Source organism: Streptomyces tatrensis, from assembly GCF_049310065.1.
Taxonomy (GTDB): Bacteria; Actinomycetota; Actinomycetes; order Streptomycetales; family Streptomycetaceae; genus Streptomyces.
In genome coordinates this window covers 2,200,679-2,223,446 of record NZ_JBMDLB010000011.1, presented here as the reverse complement: position 1 = coordinate 2,223,446, position 22,768 = coordinate 2,200,679, and the positions used below count along the sequence as shown (strand labels likewise).

The 22,768-nt window shown below is 73.0% G+C and carries 19 protein-coding genes; 8 read left to right on the top strand and 11 right to left on the bottom strand.

From position 1 onward, the window contains the following. Window positions 1-116: 116 nt before the first annotated feature. A complete protein-coding gene (locus ACODT5_RS25800) occupies window positions 117-1,019 on the bottom strand; it encodes an alpha/beta fold hydrolase (RefSeq protein WP_422521620.1) in 903 nt (300 codons plus the stop codon). 300 nt (window positions 1,020-1,319) lie between these two features. Between ACODT5_RS25800 and adhE the strand changes: the two genes are divergently transcribed. Then, on the top strand, window positions 1,320-3,956 hold the full coding sequence (gene adhE / locus ACODT5_RS25795; RefSeq protein WP_422521619.1) for a bifunctional acetaldehyde-CoA/alcohol dehydrogenase: 2,637 nt from the start codon (window positions 1,320-1,322) through the stop codon (window positions 3,954-3,956). Window positions 3,957-4,076: 120 nt separating this feature from the next. Here the strand turns inward: adhE and ACODT5_RS25790 are convergent, their stop codons facing one another. Continuing rightward, window positions 4,077-4,634, bottom strand: coding sequence for a TetR/AcrR family transcriptional regulator (locus ACODT5_RS25790; protein ID WP_422525033.1), 558 nt, complete (start codon window positions 4,632-4,634; stop codon window positions 4,077-4,079). 232 nt (window positions 4,635-4,866) lie between these two features. On the opposite strand from ACODT5_RS25790, the gene ACODT5_RS25785 reads away from it, so the two are divergent. From ACODT5_RS25785 to ACODT5_RS25765, 5 genes are all read left to right on the top strand, one after another. Then, window positions 4,867-6,264, top strand: a complete 1,398-nt coding sequence (locus ACODT5_RS25785; RefSeq protein WP_422521618.1) for a purine-cytosine permease family protein — start codon at window positions 4,867-4,869, stop codon at window positions 6,262-6,264. A 58-nt stretch (window positions 6,265-6,322) separates the two neighbouring features. Beyond that, window positions 6,323-7,975: an amidohydrolase gene (locus ACODT5_RS25780; RefSeq protein WP_422521617.1), complete on the top strand. Its 1,653-nt coding sequence runs from the start codon at window positions 6,323-6,325 to the stop codon at window positions 7,973-7,975. Between the two features lie 613 nt (window positions 7,976-8,588). Further along, a complete protein-coding gene (locus ACODT5_RS25775; RefSeq protein WP_422521616.1) occupies window positions 8,589-10,025 on the top strand; it encodes a hypothetical protein in 1,437 nt (478 codons plus the stop codon). 61 nt (window positions 10,026-10,086) lie between these two features. After that, window positions 10,087-11,328 carry an AAA family ATPase gene (locus ACODT5_RS25770; RefSeq protein WP_422521615.1) on the top strand — a complete coding sequence of 414 codons (1,242 nt, stop codon included), beginning with the start codon at window positions 10,087-10,089 and terminating at the stop codon, window positions 11,326-11,328. A 5-nt stretch (window positions 11,329-11,333) separates the two neighbouring features. Further along, window positions 11,334-12,566 carry a vWA domain-containing protein gene (locus ACODT5_RS25765; protein WP_422525032.1) on the top strand — a complete coding sequence of 411 codons (1,233 nt, stop codon included), beginning with the start codon at window positions 11,334-11,336 and terminating at the stop codon, window positions 12,564-12,566. Window positions 12,567-12,661: 95 nt separating this feature from the next. Here the strand turns inward: ACODT5_RS25765 and ACODT5_RS25760 are convergent, their stop codons facing one another. From ACODT5_RS25760 to ACODT5_RS25750, 3 genes are read right to left on the bottom strand one after another with little or no spacing between them, the layout of a single operon-like run. Next, entirely contained in the window at window positions 12,662-13,846 is a 1,185-nt protein-coding gene (locus ACODT5_RS25760) for an AAA family ATPase (RefSeq protein ID WP_422521614.1), read from the bottom strand. Window positions 13,847-13,880: 34 nt separating this feature from the next. Continuing rightward, window positions 13,881-14,546, bottom strand: a complete 666-nt coding sequence (locus ACODT5_RS25755) for an acetate uptake transporter (protein WP_422521613.1) — start codon at window positions 14,544-14,546, stop codon at window positions 13,881-13,883. Next, window positions 14,543-15,646, bottom strand: a complete 1,104-nt coding sequence (locus ACODT5_RS25750; protein WP_422521612.1) for a DUF3533 domain-containing protein — start codon at window positions 15,644-15,646, stop codon at window positions 14,543-14,545. The genes ACODT5_RS25755 and ACODT5_RS25750 overlap by 4 nt, the downstream gene beginning before the upstream one ends. Window positions 15,647-15,878: 232 nt before the next feature. Here ACODT5_RS25750 and ACODT5_RS25745 point away from each other — a divergent pair, with 232 nt between their 5' ends. Continuing rightward, complete coding sequence (locus ACODT5_RS25745; RefSeq protein ID WP_422521611.1) at window positions 15,879-16,739, top strand: esterase/lipase family protein; 861 nt, start codon at window positions 15,879-15,881, stop codon at window positions 16,737-16,739. 110 nt (window positions 16,740-16,849) lie between these two features. Here the strand turns inward: ACODT5_RS25745 and ACODT5_RS25740 are convergent, their stop codons facing one another. The 4 genes from ACODT5_RS25740 to ACODT5_RS25725 form a co-directional block, all read right to left on the bottom strand. Beyond that, window positions 16,850-17,893 carry a lytic polysaccharide monooxygenase gene (locus tag ACODT5_RS25740; RefSeq protein ID WP_422521610.1) on the bottom strand — a complete coding sequence of 348 codons (1,044 nt, stop codon included), beginning with the start codon at window positions 17,891-17,893 and terminating at the stop codon, window positions 16,850-16,852. 248 nt (window positions 17,894-18,141) lie between these two features. Further along, a complete protein-coding gene (locus ACODT5_RS25735) occupies window positions 18,142-18,645 on the bottom strand; it encodes a hypothetical protein (protein WP_422521609.1) in 504 nt (167 codons plus the stop codon). A 139-nt stretch (window positions 18,646-18,784) separates the two neighbouring features. Next, complete coding sequence (locus tag ACODT5_RS25730) at window positions 18,785-19,267, bottom strand: ribonuclease FAU-1 family protein (protein WP_422521608.1); 483 nt, start codon at window positions 19,265-19,267, stop codon at window positions 18,785-18,787. Window positions 19,268-19,296: 29 nt separating this feature from the next. Continuing rightward, window positions 19,297-20,244, bottom strand: coding sequence for a GNAT family N-acetyltransferase (locus tag ACODT5_RS25725; protein ID WP_422521607.1), 948 nt, complete (start codon window positions 20,242-20,244; stop codon window positions 19,297-19,299). A 71-nt stretch (window positions 20,245-20,315) separates the two neighbouring features. On the opposite strand from ACODT5_RS25725, the gene ACODT5_RS25720 reads away from it, so the two are divergent. Next, entirely contained in the window at window positions 20,316-20,708 is a 393-nt protein-coding gene (locus tag ACODT5_RS25720; protein WP_422521606.1) for a GntR family transcriptional regulator, read from the top strand. 79 nt (window positions 20,709-20,787) lie between these two features. Here ACODT5_RS25720 and ACODT5_RS25715 read toward each other — a convergent pair whose 3' ends face one another. Both ACODT5_RS25715 and ACODT5_RS25710 read right to left on the bottom strand, forming a co-directional pair. Continuing rightward, window positions 20,788-21,330 carry a heme-binding beta-barrel domain-containing protein gene (locus ACODT5_RS25715; RefSeq protein WP_422521605.1) on the bottom strand — a complete coding sequence of 181 codons (543 nt, stop codon included), beginning with the start codon at window positions 21,328-21,330 and terminating at the stop codon, window positions 20,788-20,790. Between the two features lie 198 nt (window positions 21,331-21,528). Continuing rightward, window positions 21,529-22,629: a DUF5925 domain-containing protein gene (locus ACODT5_RS25710; protein WP_422521604.1), complete on the bottom strand. Its 1,101-nt coding sequence runs from the start codon at window positions 22,627-22,629 to the stop codon at window positions 21,529-21,531. Window positions 22,630-22,768: the final 139 nt, after the last annotated feature.

Genomic DNA, 22,768 nt, shown 5'->3' with positions numbered 1-22,768 from the left:
CGCGCGCGTGCGGAGTTGGGGATCCGGGGATGGCAAGTCGGCCTGAGGAAATGCCGAGTTGGCGTCGCCGCAGGCCCGACCCCGACGGCCGGACCCGCGGGGGCCGGCCCGCGCGCCTACGCCGGCTGCTGCTCGTTCAAGGGGGGCGCCGGCAGCTCCCTGAGCAGCCACGTCAGTACGTCGGGCAGCGCGTGCAGCGCACCGAAGTGCGCGGCGGCCGGGTCGATGGTGGTGGTGGCTCCGGGGATGCGCCGGCCCAGCCAGCGGGAGTGGCCCACGGGGGAGAACTCGTCCAGCCCGCCGTGCCAGATCATCACCGGACAGCGGATGTCGGCGGGGTCGAACCCCCAGGGGGTGCTGAAGGCGAGGATGTCGTCGATCCAGCCGTAGGCGGAGGTGCGGACCCCCTCGCGGTAGTTCCGCAGCAGCATTGCGCGCAGTCCCGCGTCCGAGACGACCAGGCGGTCGCTCTCGGTGAGCTCGCGGCGCAGTTCGTCGAGCAGCTGCCCGGGATCGGCCGCGATGCCCGCCGCGCGGGGGATGAGCCGGGCGGCCAGTTCCTCCGGGTCCCGGCCGGCGGTGGAGTACGCGATGACGTTCGAGGCGGTCATCCCCTCGAACCAGTCGAGGTCCTCCGCGTCCCGGGGGGCGAGGGGGACCAGGGCCGCGGTCCGGGTGACCCGGTCGGGGAGCAGGGCGGCGCAGGCCAGCGCGCCGGGGGCACCGCCGGAGCGGCCGGCCACGGCGAAGCTGTCCAGGCCCAGGGAGTCGGCGACCGCGGCCACCTCGGCGGCCACGTCGGCGACGGTGCGGCCCGGGTGGCGGTCGGAGCCCCCGTAGCCGGGCCGGTCGTAGGCGATGAGCTGCATGCGGCGCTGGTAGAGGACCATGCCCCGGGGGGCGGGGCCCAGTCGGCTGCCGGGCATGCCGTGGAGCAGGAAAACGGGCTTGCCGTCCGGGTCGCCCCAGCGCTCCACCGTCAGATTCCGTCCGTCCGCGACGCGCACCTGACTGCGCACGCGCTCCCTCCCTCACGGTCGACGCGACTCGTCACGGTGATTGTGCTCGCTGGGGGAGGAGCGCGGTAGGGCGCACTTCCCGCGAAATTCTTGTGAAAGTTTTCACAAGCGCACAGGGGTCTAAGGTCCCGAGGTGTTTGCGCAGGTCAGGCTGGTGATGGAGAGGGGGTGAACGGGTGTGAACGGACCTTCGGCCCGTCGGGAAAGGGCTTTTTCGGCAGCGCGGCTTCCGCTTTTGGGTGTCGAATTGAGTCATCAGGAAAGCGGTTCAGGTTGAGTCGAAATGAAGGAGTTCCTGCCATGCAGGCGAACGAGATGGTGGATGGACTGGTCCAGGGGGCGCTCACGGCGCTCGACCAGTTCTCGTCGTTCAACCAGGAGCAGGTCGACCACATCGTCAAGAAGGCCTCGCTGGCCGCGCTGAGCCAGCACGGCGAGCTCGCCCAGCTGGCGGTCGAGGAGACCGGCCGCGGCCTCTTCGAGGACAAGGCCGTCAAGAACCTCTTCGCCTGCGAGCACGTCGTGAACTCGATGCGCGGGCTCAAGACCGCCGGCGTCATCCGCCGCGACGAGCTGAACGGCATCACGGAGATCGCCGAGCCGGTCGGCGTCGTCTGCGCGATGACCCCGGTCACCAACCCGACCTCCACCACGATCTTCAAGGCCCTGATCGCCCTGAAGACCCGCAACCCGATCATCTTCGCCTTCCACCCCTCCGCGCAGAACTGCTCGGCCGAGGCCGCCCGCATCGTCCGCGACGCCGCCGTCGCCGCCGGCGCCCCCGCCGACTGCGTCCAGTGGGTCACCGCCCCTTCCATGGAGGCCACCGGCGCCCTCATGAACCACCCGGGCGTCTCCACCATCCTCGCGACCGGCGGAAACGCCATGGTCAAGGCCGCCTACTCGTGCGGCAAGCCGGCCCTGGGCGTCGGCGCGGGCAACGTCCCGGCGTACGTCCACAAGAGCGCCAAGCTCGGCCGCGCGATCCACGACATCGTGCTCTCCAAGGCCTTCGACAACGGCATGATCTGCGCCTCCGAGCAGGCCGTCATCCTCGACACCGAGATCTACGAAGCGGGCCTCGCCGAGTTCAAGCGGCTCGGCGCCCACGTGGTCTCCGCCGCGGAGAAGACCAAGCTGGAGCAGTTCGTCTTCGGCACCACCGCCTACGCGGCCGACTCCAACGGCGCCAAGCTGAACCCGGCGGTCGTCGGCAAGTCCCCGCAGTGGATCGCCGAGCAGGCCGGCTTCACCGTCCCCGCCGACGCCTCGATCCTCCTCGCGGAGTGCAACGAGGTCGGCGAGAACGAGCCGCTGACCCGCGAGAAGCTGTCCCCGATCCTGGCCGCCCTGAAGGCCTCGGACACCGAGCACGGCCTCGAACTGGCCGCCGCGATGGTCGAGTTCCACGGTCTGGGCCACAGCGCCGCCATCCACGCCGAGGACGAGGAGCTCGTCGAGGAGTTCGGCAAGAAGGTCAAGGCGATCCGCGTCATCGCCAACTCGCCCTCCACCTTCGGCGGCATCGGCGACGTCTACAACGCCTTCCTCCCCTCGCTCACCCTGGGCTGCGGCTCGTACGGACACAACTCGGTGTCGAACAACGTCACCGCGGTCAACCTGATCAACGTCAAGCGGATCGGACGGCGCAACACCAACATGCAGTGGTTCAAGGTCCCGCCGAAGATCTACTTCGAGCGCAACTCCATCCGCTACCTCGGTGAGATGGACGGCATCAGCCGGGTCTCGATCGTCACCGACAAGACGATGGTCTCCATCGGCTTCGTGCAGAAGGTCGTCGACATCCTGCAGGCCCGCGAGGGCGCCGTGTCGATCCAGGTCATCGACAACGTCGAGCCGAACCCGGAGCTCTCCACCGTCCAGGCCGGCGCCGCGATGATGCGCGACTTCAAGCCCGACACGATCATCGGCCTCGGCGGCGGCTCGCCGATGGACGCCGCGAAGATCATGTGGCTGATGTACGAGCGCCCGGAGGTGGAGTTCGCCGACACGAAGGAGAAGTTCTTCGACGTCCGCAAGCGCGCCTACAAGTTCCCCTCGCTGGGCGAGAAGGCCAAGATGGTCGCCATCCCGACCACCTCGGGCACCGGCTCCGAGGTCACCCCGTTCGCCGTCATCTCCGACCCGGCCGCGGCCCAGAAGTACCCGCTCGCCGACTACGCCCTGACCCCGAACGTCGCCATCGTCGACCCGATGCTGCCGATGGGCCTCCCGCCCAAGGTGACCGCCGACTCCGGCTTCGACGCCCTGACGCACGCCACCGAGGCCTACGTCTCCGCGTACTCCAACGACTACACCGACGGTCTGTGCCTCCAGGCCATCAAGCTCATCTTCGAAAACCTGCAGCGCTGCGTGGTCGACGGTCCGAACGACCCCGAGGCCCGCGAGAAGATGCACAACGCCTCCACGGTGGCGGGCATGGCCTTCGCCAACGCCTTCCTGGGCATGGTCCACGCCATGGCGCACACCCTGGGCAACACCTTCCACGTCGCCCACGGCCGCACCAACGCGCTGCTCCTGCCGCACGTGATCCGTCACAACGGCACGGTCACCCACAAGGCCACCCCGTGGCCCAAGGCCGAGGTCTACCGGGCGCCGGAGCGCTTCCAGGAGATCGCGAAGATGCTGGGCCTGCCGGCCGCCACGGCCGCCGAGGGCGTCGAGTCCTACGCCAAGGCCGTCGAGGAGCTCCGCAGCAAGTGCGGGATCACCTCCTCCTTCGCCGAGGAGGGCGTGGACGAGCAGGCCTTCATCGAGGCCCTGCCGACCCAGGCCATGAACGCCTACGCCGACCAGTGCGCCCCCGCCAACCCGCGGATGCCGATGATCGACGACCTGAAGCAGCTCATGCGCCAGGCGTACTACGGCAACGCCGAGGGCGCCCCGGCCAAGAAGGCCGCCGCCAAGAAGAAGTGACCCTGAGAAGGGGCGACCTTCCTCTTCCTGAGAACCTCCGCTAAGGAGCGGAAAAGCCCGTCCGGGGCGCTAAGGCCCGGGCGGGCTTTCCACATGTCCGGACGGCCCCGGGCGCGGGGCTCAGGTGTGCGGGATCAGCAGGGCCGCCGCCGAGCGGGCGCGCTCCAGGGAGGTGGCCCGGTCCGCGCCGCGCTCGCCCAGCACCACCCGGGTGCTCAGCCCGTCCAGCAGCGCCAGCAGCTCCGAGGCGCGGGCGGGGACGTCCAGGCCGGCGGCGAAGCGGCCCTGTTCCACCCCCCTGGCGAGCAGGGCCTCCAGGTCCCGCTGCCAGCCGTCGTCGATCTCCTGCTGGGCGGCGCGCAGCGGCTCGTTCGAGGGGATGCGGGCCCACAGCTCGATCCAGAGCGTCCAGCGCGGATCGCGGGGGCCGCGGGGCAGGTAGAGCTCTAGGAAGAGCGCGAGCTTGCGGTGGGCGGTGACCCGGCGGCCCAGCAATCCGGTGCGTTCTTCGGCCAGTTGCTGCTCGCTCCAGTTCAGGGCGGCCAGCAGCAGCCGGTCCTTGCTGCCGAAGTAGTACAGGATGTGGCCGCCGCTGGTGCCGAGCCGTTCGGCGAGCGCGGACATGGTGAGCGTCGCCAGCCCGTCCTCGGCGATCGCCGTCATGGCCTCTTCCAGCATCCGCTCCTGGGCGATCTGCCCGTCGCGCCGCCGTGCCGCTCCCGCCGCTCCTGCCACCCGTGCCGCCTTCCCGATCTTCGTGGGCCGACCTTATCCCGGACAGGGTCTTGACGGGGTCCGGGTCGGGAGCGCATCTTGAATGCCATTCAAGAACTTAGAACGCCGTTCAAGGTCTGTTCACGGTTCGTGGTTCACGGTTCACGGTTCACCGCCGAAGGTCAGGGGCAGACGCATGGCACACCAGGAGACGACGGCCGCCGTCGACGAGGTCTTCAGAGTCGAGACGCACGGCATCGACCCCATCCCCGACGCCGAGCGCCACGGCGGGGCCAAGGACCTCTTCTGGCTCTGGTTCGGTTCCAACCTGACCTTCACCTACGTGATCAACGGAGCCCTCGCCGTCGCCTTCGGCCTCAGCTTCTGGCAGGCCACCGCCGTGGTCGTGATCAGCGGGCTGGCCTTCTTCGCGATCAGCGCCGCCGGCCTCAGCGGCATCCGCACCGGCACCGCCACCCTGGTCATCTCCCGGGCCGCCTTCGGCGTACGGGGGAACTGGCCGGCGGGCGTCCTGAACTGGGTGGTGAGCATCGGCTACACCATCGTCAACACCGTCGTCGGCACCCTGGCCCTGGAGGTCTTCTTCGCCGAGGTCGGCCTGGGCGAAGGCACCCTGGTCCGGGCCGTCGCGCTCGGCATCACCCTCGCGCTGACCTTCGCCGTCGCGATGTGGGGCCACGCCACCGTGCAGTTCGCCGAGCGCTGGATGGCCTACGTCCTGGCCGTCGGCTTCGGCGCCCTGCTGGTCTTCGTCCTGCCCGGTGCCGAGACCACCGCCCCGGCCGACGCGCTGGCTCCAGGCCTGTCCGGCTGGAGCCTGGCCTTCGTCGTGATGCTCGCCGGGCCCTTCTCGTACCTGCCGATGCCCTCCGACTACACCCGCTACCTGCCCCGCACCACCTCGCTGAAGTCGATCACCTGGATGGGCGCGCTCGGCGGGTTCCTCTCCTCCGTCGCCCTCGGCATCGCCGGTGTGGCCGCCGCCACCCAGACCGACATGACCGACGCCGTCGCCGGGGCCGAGAGCCTGCTGCCCGGCTGGTTCCAGCCGCTGTTCCTGGCCCTGGTCCTGGGCGGCTCCGTCACCAACTCGATCATCACGCTCTACTCCTCCAGCCTGAACCTCCAGGTCCTCGGGATCCCGTGGAGCCGCGCCCGCGCCATCGTGGTCAGCGCCGCCGTGACCGCCGCCGGATCGCTCGCCGCCCTCTTCCTCACCGACTTCACCACCTCGCTGCTGTCCTTCCTCTCGCTCCTGATCATCGTGTTCGCACCCTGGGGCGGCGTCTTCCTCGCCGACATGCTGCTGCGCCGCTGCCGCTACGACTCCGACGCGCTGCACGCCGGGAGCCGGGGTGCCTACTGGTACCGCTCCGGATACCACCCCGCCGGCATGACCGCCCTGCTCGCCGGCATGGCCTTCGCCGCCCTGACCTGCGATTCCGAGCTGTGGACCGGGCCGCTCGTGGCCCCGCTCGGGGGCGCCGACCTCACCCTGCTCGGCTCGGTGGTCTCCGGGCTCACGTACTGGGCCCTCGTCCGCCGGGTGCCCGCCTACGCCCCGGCCGCCTGAGGGCCCCTCCGGCACCTCCCCGCTCGTCCGTACCCCCTCTGCACAGGAGCACCACCCCATGTCACACTCCGCCCCCGCCGACCTGCTCCTCACCGGAGCCCGCATCCACACCGTCGACCCCGAGCTGCCCGAGGCCGAAGCCCTCGCCGTGCGGGGCGGGCGGATCGTCTGGGTGGGCCCGGACGCGGAGGCCGCCGACTGGGCGGGCCCGGACACCGAGCGGATCGACGCGGGCGGCCGGCTCGTGCTGCCGGGCTTCATCGACGCCCACAACCACGTCCGGCTCGGCTCCGACGACGCGTGCGTGCAGCTCGCCGGGGTACGGACGCTCGAAGCGATCCTCGACCGGATCGGCGCGTGGCGGGAGGCCAACCCCGGCGCCGAGTGGATCGAGGCCGAGGCCTTCGACTACTCCGCGATCCCCGGCGGGCGCATGCCGACCGCCGCCGACCTGGACCCCGTCACCGGGGACACCCCCGCGATCGTGCTCTCGTACGACGTCCACACGGCCTGGCTGAACACGGCCGCGATGGACCGGCTCGGAGTCGCGAAGGACCGTACGGACCTGCCCTTCGGCACGGCCGCCGTGGACCCGGAGACCGGCGAGCCCACCGGCTTCGTCAAGGACTTCGCCATCAAGGGGCTGTCCCGCGACGGCCACCGCGCCCTGCGCGACCTGGGCGTGCCGTGGGCCTCCCCGGACCGCCAGTACGGGCGCCTGGCCAAGAGCCTCGACGACGCGATCGGCTTCGGCATCACCACCGTCGTGGAGCCGCAGAACTCCCTCGACGACCTGGAGCTCTACGAACGGGCCCGCGCCGAGGGCCGGCTGCGCTCGCGGATCGTCGCCGCGCTGTTCCACCCGCGCGGCACGACCGAGGACGACCTCGACCTCTTCGAGGCGGCGGCCAAGGCCCACGCGGGGGACCGCTTCCGGGTGGGCCCCCTCAAGCTCTACATCGACGACGTGGTGGAGCCGCGCACGGCCGCGCTGCTGGAGCCGTACACCGGCTGCGGGTCGCACCGGGGCGAGACCTTCTACCCGGCGGAGGAGTTCGCCGAGCTCCTCGCCCGGCTGGACGCGCGCGGGTTCCAGTGCTTCGTCCACGCCACGGGTGACCGGGGCATCCGTACGGTCCTCGACGCCGTCGAGCACGCACGGGCGGTGAACGGCCCGCGCGACGCCCGCCACCAGGTGGTGCACGTGGAATGCCTGGATCCCGAGGACGTACCGCGCTTCGAGCAGCTCGGCGTGGTGGCCTGCATGCAGCCCCGGCACTGCGCGCCGGAGATCGCAGGTCCCGGCCAGGACTGGGCGGAGAACGTGGGGGAGGGCCGCTGGCACAAGGCGTGGCCCATGCGGAGCCTCGCCGAGGCGGGAGCGGTCCTGGCCTTCTCCAGCGACTGGAACGTCGCCGAGATGGACCCGATGGTCGGCATCTACACGGCGCTGACCCGGCGCCCGCTGGCCGGCGGCGAACCGTGGCAGGAGCAGGAGACGGTGGACGCCCGGACGGCGGTGTACGGCTACACGATGGGCTCCGCGTACGCCAACTTCCTCGAGGAGGACCGGGGTTCCCTCACGGTCGGCAAGGCGGCCGACTTCGTGATCCTGTCCCGGGACATCCTCGCGGTGGCCCCGGAGCAGATCCCCGGGACGGTGGCCGAAACCGTGGTGGTCGCGGGCGAGGTGGTCCACCGGGCCGGGTAGGTTGGCGGAACTTTTGCCGTGGACCCCGGGGGACCGTAGGGAAGCGCTGCTCGGAACGCTGGTCGAAATCGTCCTGCTGGGTCTGGTCGTGGTGCCGGTCGGCTGGTTCACGCGGAGGACCGTGAGGCGCGCGGCGGAGAGGCGGACGGCGCAGGCGGTCGCCGGCGCCGCGGTCGCCGTCCCCTGTCAGGCGCGCTGGCGGCAGGGCGGGCGTCGGAGGTTCTTCGGCTACGGGAAGCTCGCCGCCGGCGCGGACGGTGTCGGCGCGAGCTTCAAGGCGCCCCTGCGACCGGTGGTCACGCTGCCCGTCGGCGGCCGGGGATGCGGGTGCTGGAGTACCGGGCCCCGGACGGGCAGCGGATCGACTTCCAGGTGTACGAAGCCGAGGCCGGCCGGGCAGCGAAGGTCCTCGGGATCCCCGACCCGGCGCACTGGGCCTGACGCCTCGGCCCCCGCCCGCTCCGCCCGGAGCCGCGCGTCGCCCGGAGCCCCGCGCCGACCGTCCCCGGTGGAGAAATGCCTGGCGGCCGCCGGGGCGGGGCGTTAATCTCGCCGCGATGACGACTTTCCGTACACACAGATCGGGGGTCCCGTCCGCGCAAGGTGAGTGCTGATGCTCACTCGGACCGCGAACGGGACTTCTTCCCACCCTTCCTTCTGGCTGCGCGTGCGCGAGTTCGCCGTGCCGCCGTCCATGATCGAGACCGCGACCGCCCGCCGCTCCGCCGGTGACTGGGCGGGGGCGTGCGCCGCCGCGGCCGTCGACGTGGACTTCGACCTGCGCGCCTTGGCGCGCACCCACGGCCGCGAACTCGCGGCCCGGATCCGGGCCGACCTGCGCCACCTGGCACCGGACCTGCTGCGCTGGCACCTGCCGAGGATCGCCCCGGACGGACTGCTGCGCCCCGGGCTGACCGTCGCCCTGGCCCGGTACGGGGACGCGGGGCCCGGCGGTGCACGCCCGCTGCACCTCGTGGTCCGTACTCCGCCCGCCTGGGCGGAGTACGGACAGCGGATCAGCCTCGCCCTGTGGGACGGATCCCGCTCCGAGGACGCCGCCCGCCGCCCTCCGGGGGCCGGGCCGCATCCCCATCCGCACCCCCATCCACGCTTCCGCCTTGACCTGCACCGCCACCTGTGGGACGCCCGCCGCAGCGACGAGCTCCGCTCCAGGTCCGGGGCCGACCGGCAGCCCGGCGACACCGGCCCCGCGGTGGATCCCGGCCTGCCGGGGCCGCTGCCCGCGCTGCCCCGCTGCGCCGTCGACCGGTGGGCGGCCGAGGCGCAGACCGTGCTCCGCGCCGAGGGGCGATCCGGCGGCCCGGTCGCCGTGCGGCTCGGAGCCCGGCGCCGGCTGTACGTGCACCCGCGCGGGGACGGCGACGGAGGCGGCTGGATCTCCGCAGCCGCGTCCACGGAGGCGGGCGCTCCCGCCCCGCCCGTGCTGCCCGACGCGGCGACCTGGGTACTGCCCGACCTGGAGCTGCTCCGCACCGGGGCGATCGACGCCGGCCGGCTGCACCCGCTGGTCGCGCGGGCCCTCGTACCGGACCGGCCGCCGTTCGGGCCGGCCGGGACCGGGGCCGAAGCCGCTGACCGGGCGGGGGGAGCCCGCCTGGTGGACTGCCGGGGTGCCCGGCACCGGATCGGCCTCGTCGACGGGGTACTGGTCCCGCTGGACCACGACCCGGTGGAGATCCGCCGCGAGGAGCTGCTGGTCGCGCTGACCGGTACGCCGCTGCCCTGCCTGCGGGCCATCGACGAGGCGCACCGCCGCCCCGACTCCCTCTCCGGCGTCCGCGAACGCCTCGACCACGGGGACACCGCCGGCGCCCTGGCCGTCGTGGAGGGGCTGCTCGGTCCCGGTGCGCTGCTGCGCGACGGGCCGCTGCGGGACGAGCTGGAGGCGGCCGCGCTCCGGCGCGTCACCTACGGGCTGTTCCGGGCGGGCCTGTCCGAACCGGCCGCCCTCCGCGCCCACGCCGGCTACCGCTCTCCCGGTCCGCGCCGCACCGGGCGCTCGCACCCGCGGCACGCGACCCACCGCTGACCGGGGCTCCTGCCCTGCCCCGCCCTGCCCTTTCCCACCACACACCCAAAGGTGATTCCGCATGCGTTCCTACGCCCCGTCCGCCCAGGCCGGTACCGCCCAACTCGACGTCGCCGCAGGGCTGCTGGCCCTGCTGCGCGATACGACGACCGAACCGCGCCCCGACATCCAGCTGGAGGCCCTGACCCTGGCCGTGGCCGCCGACCTGCCCGTCCTCCTGTGGGGCGAGCCGGGCATCGGCAAGACCGCGGCCCTGACCCAGCTCGCCGCATCGCTGGACCTCCCGCTGACCACCGTCATCGCCAGCGTGCACGAGCCCTCCGACTTCTCCGGCCTGCCCATCGTCGGGGACGACCCCGCCGAGCAGGGAGTCCCGATGGCCCCGCCGGACTGGGCCGTGCGCCTGGTACGGGCCGGCCGGGGGCTGCTGTTCCTCGACGAGCTGTCCACCGCGCCGCCGGCCGTGCAGGCGGCCCTGCTCCGCCTCGTACTGGAGCGGCGGATCGGCGCGCTGCGGCTGCCGCCCGAGGTCCGGATCGTGGCCGCCGCCAATCCGCGGGCCTCCGCCGCCGACGGCTGGGAGCTGAGCCCGCCCCTGGCCAACCGCTTCGTCCACCTCCAGTGGACGCACGACCACGAGGTGGTGGTGCGCGGTCTCGGCGGGACCTGGCCCCGCGCCACCCTGCCCCGGCTCGACCCCGAACGGCTCCCGGAAGCAGTGGACTTCGCCCGACGCGCGGTGTGCGGGCTGCTCGCCGCCCGGCCCAAGCTCGTCCACCAGCTGCCCTCCGGCGAAACCCGCCGGGGCGGCCCCTGGCCCTCTCCCCGGAGCTGGGAGATGACCCTCTGCCTGATCGCCTTCGCGACCGCGGCCGGCTCCTCCCGGGAAGTGCTCTCCCTGCTGGTCAGGGGGACCGTCGGAGACGGTCCCGGGCTGGAACTCCTGGCGAGCCTGGACCGGATGGACCTCCCGGACCCGGAGACGCTGCTCGCCGACCCGGCGGCCGCCGTCCTGCCCGAGCGCGGGGACCTGCGCCAAGCCGTCCTCGACGGGGTGGTCGAGGCGGTGCGGGGGCGCCCGGAGAAGTCCCGCTGGGACGCGGCGTGGGCGCTCCTGGCCCGGGCGCTGGAGAGCGGCGCACCGGACCTGGTGGTCGTCCCCGCGAGCACGCTGGCCGCGCTGCGCCGCGAGGACTGGGAGGTCCCGGCCGCGATCGACCGGCTCGCCGGGGCCGTGGCCCTGTCCCGGCGTGCCGACCGGGCGGCCGCCCGGTCGGGGGTGCCCGTCAAGGCGGGCCGGTGACGGCCGTGACGCCCGTAACGCTGGACCTGGACAAGCTCTACGCCGCCCGGCTGCACGCCGTCCGCGTGCGGCCGTACCTGGCCACGGCGCTGTTCGCCCTGCACGTCGTGGAATCGCGCCGGGTCCCGACGATGGCCGTCGACCGCCACTGGCGGTGCTACGTCTCGCCCGGCTTCGTGGACCGCACCTCCGAGGAGGAACTGGCCGCGGTCTGGGTGCACGAGGTCTCCCACCTGCTGCGCGACCACCACGGACGCGGGGACCGGGTCGCTCGGGAGCACGGCCTGACCGGCCCGGGGGAGCGGCTGCGGATGAACATCGCGGCCGACTTCGAGATCAACGACGACGCGTACGGGGACGGGCTGGTCCGGCCCGAGAGGGCTGTCCAGCCGAAGGCCGTGGGGCTGCCGGAGGGCGAGCTCATGGAGGAGTACCTGACGCAGTTCGGGCTCGGGCCGCACACGCAGCACATGGCCTGGCTGGACTGCGGCAGCGGCGCCGACGGCCTGGAACGGGAGTGGGACCTCGGCGCGGACGGAGCCGACGGCCTCAGCGAACAGGAGCGGGACGCCGTTCGCTTCCGGGTGGCGCAGGGCATCACCGGCCGGCCGGGACGCGCGTCGAGGGGCTGGAAGCGCTGGGCGGAGGAGGTGTTCCACCCGCCGCAGCCGTGGCGGGAGTTGCTGGGCGCGGCCGTCCGATCGGCCACCTCCGGATCCGGCGCGGGCGACGACTACACCTACAGCCGGCCGTCGCGGCGTTCGGCCGGGGTGCCGGGCGCCGTGCTGCCGAGCCTGCGGCGCCGGCCGCCCCGGGTCGGCGTGGTCATCGACACCTCCGGGTCCGTCAGCGACGCCGAACTGGGCAGCGCGCTCCTCGAGGTCACCGCCATCTCCCGCGCGGTGGGCGGCCGCCGGGACCTGGTGACCGTGGTGCCGTGCGACGCCTCGGCCCGGATCGCCCATCCGCTGTGCCGCGCCGAGGGGATCCCGCTGCTGGGCGGCGGCGGTACGGATCTGCGCACGGGCTTCGCCACGGCGCTGCGCTCGGCGCCCCGGCCGGACGTGATCGTGGTCCTGACCGACGGGCAGACGCCCTGGCCGAGCACGCGGCCCCCGTGCCGGACGGTGGTGGGGCTGTTCCCCCGGGGCCCCTCCGACGGATCGTGGGACGAGGACGATCCCGACCACGTGCCGATCCGGCCGCCCGAATGGGCCCGTGTGGTGGAGATCGGCTAGGCCGTCTCTTTCGGATCTTGCCGGGCGGCGCGGGCCCGGCAAGATCCGAAAGAGACGGCCTAGAGAACCCGGCCGTGCGGCGGACCGGCCGGCGGCTACCGCTTCGGCCAGTACCAGAGCGGTTCGTCCAGGGGGCCCTCGCGGCCGGCCACCTCGGTCTGCCCGAAGTCCTTGAGCAGGGTGATGGTTCGCAGGTCCACGCGGTGGCGGCGGACGCCCGCAGCGAGGGCGTCCGCCAGCGGGGCGGCGTGCGTGACCACCACCGTCTGGGTGTCCCGGGCCACCGTCAGGATCAGGTCCGCGAGGGGGCCCAGCAGGTCCGGGTGGAGGCTGGTCTCCGGCTCGTTGAGCACCATCAGCGCGGGCGGGCGCGGGGTCAGCAGGGCGGCCGTCCACAGCAGGTAGCGCAGCGTCCCGTCGGAGAGTTCCGCCGCGCCCAGCGGGCGCAGCAGGCCGTGCTGGTGCAGCTCCAGCTCGAAGCGGCCGTCCCGTTCGGAGACCGCCACGCTGCTGCCCGGGAAGGCCGCCTCGACGGCGGCGTCCAGCGCCGCGTGGTCGCCGGTCTCCCGGATCGTCTGGAGCGCGGCCGGCAGGTCGGAGCCGTCCGCGGCGAGCACCGGCGTACGGGTTCCGACGCGCGGGGTGCGGGCCGGCGCGTCGGCGTCGGTGCGGACGTGGTCGTAGAACCGCCAGGATCGGATCAGTTCGCGCAGGGCCAGCAGGTCGGGGGCGAGCTGCGGGTCCGCGAGTTCGCTGAGCATGGAGTCGTACGGGCGCAGGGCGCCCTGGGTGCGGTGCCAGCCGCCGTCCGCGGTCCGGGTGCGCACGGCGGGCCCGGCGCGGTCGGAGAGCAGGGCGGCGGGGCGCAGGACCGGCCCGGCCCAGGTGCACTCGCGTTTGATCTCGGGGTCGAGGCCGAAGAGCGACCCGCTGACCGGCTGGGGATGGCCGAAGTCCACCGCGTAGCCGAACTCGTCCCCGGCGAAGCCGAGCCGCAGGCTCACCGGTTCGGAGCGGACGGTCGGCTCGACCGCGTACCGGCCCTCGCGCACCGCCCGCCCCGTCTTTTCCGGGCCGGCCCACAGGGTGGAGGGCAGCCCGCCCTCCCGGGCCAGCGCGGCGATGGCGCCGCCCCGCGCGGAGTCGGCCAGCAGCCGCAGCGACCGGTACAGGCTGGACTTGCCCGTGCCGTTGGCGCCCGTCACCACGGTGAGCCGGCCGAGGGGGACGACGAGCCTGCGCAGGGAGCGGTAGTTCTCCACCGCGAGGGTCGTGATCACGTCGTGGCCGTGCGGTGGCCGTGCCGGGCGGCGCTCACGTCTCCGGGTGCTCCTCGGGGGCGAGGAAACGGCCCATCGGCAGCACCTGGCGGCCCCAGGTGCTCGCCATGATCTGCCCGGCGAGCAGGTACGTGGCTCCGAGCGCGGCCAGCAGCCCGCTCCAGCCGGTGATCCGCTCCCAGATCACCGAGCCGGTGAACCCGCTGATCGTCATCCCGACGAAGACCACCAGCACGCACGTGAAGGTGGACAGCAGCACCAGGTGGATCCGCCAGCTGCCGATCCACAGCACGAACACCACGAACACCCACGGCAGGGCGAACAGCCCGCTCACGTCCCCGCGCAGCGCCGGATCGGTGGCCGGCAGCACCCATTGGAGCAGCAGGGCCTTCGACATCCAGAACAGCCCGAAGCCGCCGAAGACGGTGGCGTGCCAGGTGTCGCCGCGCTGCGCCTGGAAGAGCCCGGCCAGCAGCTGGGCGAGTCCGCCGATGAAGAAGCCGACCAGCGGCAGCACGGAATGGCTGAGCTTCTCGGGGAAGATGCCCGCGTCGATGCCGGTGGCGATGGTGGTGACGACGATGAAGCCGGTGAGGCCGAGGGGGCCCAGCTGCGCCTGGGCGCTGGGCTCCATCCGCTTGACGGAGACGGCCTGTTCGGCCGGGCCCATGCGGTTGCGGAGGTGGACGGGGTTGTTCATCGCACGGCTTCCCTCTCCGGCAGGGCGTCCGGCCCCTCGGGGAGCCCGCTGCCGACCGCCGATCCCGCCTTGCCCCTGCGGCCCGCCGCGCAGGCCAGTGTGATCGCCGAGCCGAGCACCGCCCAGCCGCTCAGGACCAGTAGCGGCCCGGTGATGTCATTGCCTTTGAAGTACGCGATCGAGCGCGCGGCGTACGTGCCCGCGCCCGGCGGCAGCCACGGGCCGATGGCCTTCCAGAACGGCGGCAGCAGCGGGTACGGGTAGGCGCCGCCGGCGCTCGGGTTGCCGAGCACCACCACCAGCAGGATCGCCAGGCCGATGCCGACCACGCCCGCGAGGCCCTGGAAGGCCAGGGTGATCGCGCCGACGGCGAAGACGACGAGGGAGCCGAGGCCCCACAGGCCCCAGATGCTGCCGGGCAGCGCGCCCAGGATCGGGTCCGCGATGACCGCGCCGAGGAGTCCGGCCGCGACCGCGTACGCGAACAGGGCGCCGAGCCGGATGACGGCGCGGTGGACGTTCGCGGGCCGGGCGCCGGCACTGATCGCGAGGATCGCGGCACACAGGTAGCCGCCCACGCACCAGCCCACGACCAGGTAGAACGAGCTCAGCCCGCGCCCGTCGCCGGCGGCCGCCGGGGCCACGTCCACGACGGTCACGGTACGGCCCTGGGTCTTCTCGACGAGGCCGACGACCTCTTCCAGGGCCTGCGACAGGGAGGCCCCGGCGCCGCTCGCGACCAGCAGCTTGTCCGTCGTACCGGCCGGGTCGACGATCAGCGCGCCGTCCACGTCCCGGTTCTGGATCTGCCGGAGCGCCGTCGCCTCGTCCTGCACGGCACGGGGATCGAGCGGCTTGCCCGGCAGCGCGGAGAGCTGTTTCGCCGTCTGCTCGGCGATCGGCTGTGCGGGCGCGGCCACCGCGATCGGGATCTCGCTGGGCTTGGGGTGATGGAAGGCCCCGACGTACGAGGTGATGAAGGCGAGCTGGAGCGCCAGTACGCCCAGGACCAGGAGAGCGGCCCGGGTGGTGACGGCGTCCTTGATCTCGGCGAGGAACCCGCCGGACTGCCCTGGGTCTGCGTGGGTGGGCTGGGTCATGTCTCACACGCTCGGCCTACCGGGCCCCGGACGCAGCAGGGGAGGGCCGAACGGATGACGGCCATCGGAGCGGGCCGCGCAGTTTTTACCGCCGCGTAACTTCCCAGTTTTGCTACTCGCCCGTAATTTAGCGGCTGCAGCACCCCCTTGTGATCCGGATCACGGGATGCACCCCCACGTACTTCCCGCGCCATCCCTCGTTACTCCCCTTGAGCCGCAAGGAGATCACACGATGCTGCCCTGGAGACGCCTGCTCCGCCCGCTGGCCGTCCTCACCCTGACCGCCGCCGCACTCGTCGCCCCCACCGGAGCGGCCCAGGCCGCCTCGGCGCCGAGCAGCGGCTGGAACAACTGGTCCTGCAAACCGTCCGCCGCCCATCCCCGGCCCGTCGTCCTGGTCCACGGAACCTTCGGGAACTCCGTCGACAACTGGCTCGGCTTCGCGCCGTACCTCGTCCACCGGGGCTACTGCGTCTACTCCCTCGACTACGGGCAGCTGCCCGGCGTCCCCTTCTTCAACGGGCTCGGGCCCATCGAGGCGTCCGCCGGGCAGCTCGACGTCTTCGTCGACAAGGTGCTCGCGTCCACCGGAGCGGCCGAGACGGACATCGTCGGCCACTCCCAGGGCGGCATGATGCCGCGCTACTACCTGAAGTTCCTCGGCGGCGCCGCCAAGGTCAACGCCCTGGTCGGACTCGCCCCCGACAACCACGGGACGACCCTGCTCGGCCTCACCAAGCTCCTCCCGTACTTCCCCGGAGCCGGGGACCTGATCAGCACGGCCACCCCGGGCCTCGCCGACCAGATCGCCGGATCGCCCTTCCAGAACAAGCTGAACGAGGGCGGGGACACCGTCCCCGGAGTCGCGTACACGGTGATCGCCACCCGCTACGACGAGGTGGTCACCCCGTACCGGAGCCAGTTCCTCACCGGGCCGAACGTCCGCAACGTGCTGCTCCAGGACCTGTGCGTGGTGGACCTCTCGGAGCACGTGGCCATCGGGCTCACCGACCGGATCGCCTGGCACGAGGCGGTCAACGCCCTCGACCCGGCGCACGCCGAGCGGACCACCTGCGCGTCGGTCTTCTCCTGACGGCGGCGGGCGGCCCGTCCTGCGGGCCGCCCGCCCTCGGTGTCACCGCCTTCGGTGTCACCGCCCTTCGGTGTCACCGCTCCGTAGTGCAACCGCTCCGTAGTGGCCGGTCAGCGGCCGTGGCGGCCCGGGGTCGCACGGCGGCGGGCCAGCCCGAACAGCACGGCCGCGCCGACGGCCAGGACGCCGGCTCCACCGATCGCGATCACCGGGGTGGCGCCGGTGCCGCCCGTCTCGGCGAGGTTGGTCCCGCCGTTCGAGGGGATCGGGGACGGGGCGCCGCCGTTCGTCTTGGGGTCGTTGTCCCCGTGCCCGCCGTGCTCCACCGTGGACCTGTCGGCGCCTTCGGAGATCTGCTGGTCGGTGGGGGCCGAAGGCCGCTGCGAGGGCTGCTCCGCGGGCGGCTCGGAGGGCGTGGAACTCGGCTTCGTACTCGGCTTGGAGCTGGGCTTGGCGGTCGGCTTCGCGCTGGGCTGGCCGCCGTTGCCGCCGTTTCCGCCCGTACCGCTCCCGCTGTTGTCCTTCCCGAAGACCACGTCCGAGCAGGTGTAGAAGGCCTCCGGGCTGTCCGAGCGCTGCCAGACGCTGTAGATCAGGTGCCGGCCGGTCTTGTTCGGGACGGTGCCGGAGAAGACGTAGTCGCCGTTCTGCATGCCCGGGTCGGTGACCTTCGCGAAGGGCGCCGCCTCCAGGTCGGACCACTTCAGCGGCTTCGACGGGTCGTAGCCGTCCTTCGTCACGTACAGCTCGAAGGAGCCCTTGTGCGGGGCGGTCCCCTTGTAGCGGAAGGTGTGGGCGCCCGCGGCCATCGGGCTCGCCGGCCAGTCGGCGCGCGCCAGGTCCAGCCCCCTGTACTTGTCGTTGCCCGCGGAGCACAGCTGCCCGTCCGGGATCAGGGCCTTGCTCTGACCTGCGGCGTTGGCGATGTTCACCGCGTTCCAGTCGTAGAAGGCCTGCGCCCCGCTCGCCGCGACCGCCGCCTTGCAGGCCGTCGACTTCGGGGACTCCGGGCCCTCCGCGTAGCACGCCGCCACCCGGCTGACCGGGTCCGTCATCGAGCCGTGGGCGGCCGCGGGAACGGCGGCGTACGCGGCCACCGCGAGCGGGGCGAGGCCGGCGGCGGCGATACGGGCGGCGGTACGGCGTGCGGGCATGGTGGATCTCCTCTGGGCACGGCACAGGGCTGCGCGAGTCGTGGGTGCGCCGGAAGACCGGGGCTGTGCGGCGCCGCCCCTCACGGGTTCGCGGCGCCGCCTCCGGCCCTCCCTGGCCCTGCCAAACTAACCGCCCGCGGCCGTCGTTCCACCGGCTAGGGGGCCCAGGAGTCGATCCTTAGGTTCTGCTTAAGGCGGGGGTAAGAGGGGCCTCAGGAAGCGGCGCCGCGGACCCCTGGTCCCGCGCCTCACGCGTCCGCCCACTCCCGCAGGAGGGCTTCGCGTTCGGGTGGTGCCGGTGAGGCGCCGAGGTGGTCCCGGCTCCACGCCGTGAGGGTCCGGGGGTCGGACGCGCCCTCCCGGTAGCGCGCCAGCAGGCGCTGGGACAGGGCGATCTCCCGGGAGGTGTAACCCGAGGTCGCCGCTGGCACCCACAGGTCCTCCGTGCCGTCCTCCGTCGCGAGGGCCAGGAGCATCTGTGGTGGGTCCTCGTGTGCGCAGGTCGGTTCCATGGTCAGCACCGCTTCCAGCACCGCGGCCAGGAGGCGGCCCGCGCGCTTCGCCGTGTTCCGTACGGGCACGGCCTCCAGGACCGCCGATCGCAGGCTCGGCCACGGCCACGACCGGACCCCGTCCGGGTCGTGCGCACGCACGCCTTCGGAGGTGAGGCGGACGCAGTGGCCCTCCGCGTTCGGCGGAGAACCCACGTACACCGCGTCCTCGGTGATCCAGAACAGCCCTACCATCGCCATGGCCGACTCCTGTCGTACGTGCCCGCACCTACCGGGCCGCTTCCCTCGGTCCCGGGCGCCCACGGCACCCGGTTCCAGTAGGCCGCGCCCGTGCCGGGCGGCGCACGCCCCTGCATTTCGGGGCTTGGCAGTCCGCGGATCAGGCCAGCAGCGCGGCCAGTCCGGCCGCCGAGCGGGCCTGGGCGTCCAGGGCGTCGAGGGCCCGTACCGCCTGGGCGGCCGCTTCGGGATCGGTGTCGGTGAGCCCGCTCTCGGCGAACTCGTCCTCGTCGAGCCGCAGGACCGAGCTCCCGTCGGCCGACACCCACAGGTCGAGGTCCAGGTCCTCGATCAGGATCACCCCGTCCGCCACCGAGGCCGGGCGGGTGACGTCGCAGTACCAGCCCTTGAGGACGCCCTCGCCCGTCCGCACCTCCTTGACCGCGTACCAGCGGTCGCGCCAGAAGTGCTCGGTGAACACGTCGCCCGGCTCGAAGCGGACGAAGCCGAAGTCCCTTACCCCGGGGGCCGCCCAGGGGGCCCGTACGGTGATCCGGGTGCCCGTGTCGGCCACCAGATCGGCCGGGTAACGGATCTTCGTACGGCCCGCCTTGGTGAGGGCTACGGTCAGCTGCGCGGTCATCGGAGCGTCTCCAGTTCTCTCGGTATCGTTCAATTGTCCGATGTGGAAAGGTGCTTGGCGAAGCGGGTCTCGGTCGCGCAGACCTCGTACCCGAAGCGGGTGTTGATCGCGAGCATCGGGGCGTTGGCGGTGTCGTTGCCGGTGAACGCCTCCGTGTAGCCCGCCGCTCGGGCCCGCAGCAGCGAGTCGGTCTTGGCGGTCCCGGCCAGTCCCAGCCCGCGGAACGGGCGCAGGGTGCCCGTCATCGCGGAGGAGTAGCGGGTGCCCCCGTCGGTGTGGGCGGCGGTGAAGGCGGCCACCCGGCCGTCGACGAGGACCACGGTGGTGAGGTCCAGATCGAGGTAGGGGTGGTTCCAGGTGTGCCGCAGCCAGTCCTCGTAGTCGTCGAAGTCCTGCGGTACGTCGCCCGGTTCGTCGGAGCTCGCCGCCGCGTCGGCCTCGAAGAGCGGCCGCGGATCGGCGGCGAAATCCGAGCCGGCGCGCAGTTCGGCCCCCGCCGGCAGCTTCCCTGGGAGGGCCGGCAGCGCGGCCGCGGTGAGGTCGAGGCGCAGGAAGTGCGCGGAGCGGGAGGCGCGGTAGCCGTGCCGCTCGGCGAAGGCGCGGTGCGGCGGCTCGTCGAGGACCCAGGCGTACGCGTCCTTCGCGCGCTCGGCTCCCAAGTGCTCCTCGGCCGCGCCCAGCAGGGCGGTTCCGGCGCCGAGACCGCGGTGGGCGGGGTCGACGTAGGCGTTGACGAACCCCTGGCCCGGTTCGGGACTGTCGTAGACGATGCCGACCTGGGCGGTGCCGACGACGAGGCCGTCCGCGTTCTCGGCGACGAGGAGGCGGTAGCGCTTGTCGGGGTGGGCGGAGGCCAGTTCGAAGGCCACCCCGCGGGCGGTGCTGATCATGAAGGGGAGGGCGGCGCGGCGCACCCGCACGACGGACTCGGCGTCGGTCGGGTCGCCGGGGCGCAGATCCCGGATGGTTGTGATCACGTGGCGACGGTAGGGGCGGACGGGGGTCGGGCGCCTGCGAATTTCCCGGCGGATGGGGGACAATCGGCGGTGTGACCTCGACTTCTCCGCACCTGAAGATCCGCATCGACGGCGCGGCGGGCGCCGCCGCCCCGTACGAGCAGCTGCGCGCCCAGATCGCCGCCGGGGCGCGGGCGGGCCGGCTGCCCGCCGGGTTCAAACTGCCGACGGTCCGAGGGCTGGCGGAGGAGCTGGGGCTGGCGGCGAACACGGTCGCGAAGGCGTACCGGGCGCTGGAGTCGGACGGCGTGATCGAGACGCGCGGCCGCAACGGCACGTTCGTCGCGGCGGCGGGCGACGGGCCCGCCCGGGAGGCGGCCACCGCCGCGCAGGCCTACGCGGAGCGGGCGCGGCGGCTGGGCCTGACCTTCGACGAGGCGACCGCGGCGGCGCTGGACGCACTGCGCGCGCGGTACGCGGACTGACTCGGGGCGGCCGGCGGACGGGCCGGTGCCCTGGCGGACGAGTCGGGTACTCCGGCGGACGGGCCGGGTACCCCGGCGGTCAGTCCTTGCGCGGGCTCAGCCGGGCCTGGAGGTGGTGCTGCATGGGCTGGCCCACCGCGGCCATCTCCTGCACGATCGTCAGCTCGCCGTCCTGGAGCGCGTACCGGCGCTTCATGCCGGTGACCTCCTTGGCCCGCGGGGTCAGCCCGACCGTGTCGGTGGCCATCTCGATCTCCGTACCGGAGACCTGGCCCACGTACGTCTCGACGATGCCCGTCGGGTGGGCGAGCGTGACCTCGACCGAGGCGTCCGGGAGGATGCGCCACCAGCCGGTCTCGCGTCCCGCGGGGCGCACGGCCGTGCCGGAGTCGTCGATCAGCCAGGCGCGGGACTCGTAGCAGAGGAAGGGCCGGCCGTCGTGGCTGAAGGTGATCTCCTGCTCGTACCGGAAGCCGTGCTCCAGCGTCGGGTACTCGCCGCTGCCCCGGCCGTGCCAGCGTCCGATGAGGCCGAGCACCGGCTGGAGCTGCGGGTGCGGTTCGGGGCCCTCGCCGAGGACGTGGCTGTCGGGGAAGGGGTTGTCCTGCGCCGGTTCGAGCACGGTGCGTTCTCCTGTTTCGTGGTTCCCCCGAGGGTGTGCGCGGCCGGTGGGGGCCTTCGGCCGCACCCCTCATTGTCCCCGCCGTGCGCGCCGGACCCGTGCGCGCCCCGCGTGGTGGACCCGTAGCGGTCCCCGCACGTGAACCCGTCGCACCTGAACCCGTCGCACGCGGACCCGCCACGCGCGGACCCGCCCGACCTACAGGTACATCCCCGCATCCGTGTCGTGGCCCTGCGGCGGCAGCAGTGCGGCGGGGCCCGAGGCGCCGCGGCGCAGGGCGTAGAGCTCCGCCAGGGTCGCGCCCTCGCGGGAGATGCCCTCGTCGGTGCCGAGCCAGTCCACCGCCTCGCGGTGCGTCAGGCGGCCGATCTCGATGCGGGCGAGGCAGCGCCCCGGCCGGACCACCGCCGGGTGGAGGCGCTCCAGGTCCTCGTTGGTGGTGACGCCCACCAGGACGTTGCGGCCCTGGCCGAGGAGGCCGTCGGTGAGGTTCAGCAGCCGTGACAGCGCCTGCCCGGCGGTGTGCCGGGCCTCGCCGCGGATCAACTCGTCGCAGTCCTCGAGCAGCAGCAGCCGCCAGCGGCTCTTCGCGGTGCCCTCGTCCTCGCCGATCGCGATGTCCATCAGGTAGCCGATGTCGTTGAACAGCCGCTCCGGGTCCAGTACGCAGTCCACCTGGCACCAGTCCCGCCAGGACCGGGCGAGCGTGCGCAGGGCGGAGGTCTTCCCGGTGCCCGGAGGGCCGTGCAGCAGGAGCAGCCGGCCGGCGATGTCGTCCGGGGTGACCTTCATCAGCCGGTCCATCGCCCCGGCCACCGGAGCCGTGTAGTTGGGCCGCACCTCTTCCCAGGTGCCGGCCGCGATCTGCCGGGTCGTGCGGTAGGGGCCGCGGCGCGGGGAGACGTACCAGAACCCCATCGCGACGTTTTCCGGCTGCGGTTCGGGCTCGTCCTGCACGCCTTCGGTGGCCTCGCCGAGCACACCGGCGGCGAGTTCCTCGCTGACCGCCGTCACCGTGACGTCCGCCCCCCGGCTCCAGCGGGAGACGAGCATGGTCCACCCCTCGCCCTCGGCGAGCGTCGCGCTGCGGTCGCTGTCGCGGGCGGAGCGCAACACCGTTGCCCCGGACGGCAGCAGGGTCGCTCCCGGCTTGACCCGGTCGATCGACACGCTGTGCGAGTAGGGCTGCTCGCCTGACGCGAAGCGGCCGAGGAACAGCGCGTCGACGACGTCCGACGGGGAGTCGCTGTCGTCGACGTTGAGCCGGATCGGCAGTGCGTCTTGGGGGTTGGCTGGCATGGCGCCCATGATCCGGCACGAACTGCCCTCATGCACCCGTGTTTCGCCGGATCGGGTGGCGGGACTCCCTCTTCAAACGCCATGCGGGTGAAGATTCGCGCCGCATGTCCGCCCCGAACATTCTTGGCATGGACACTTC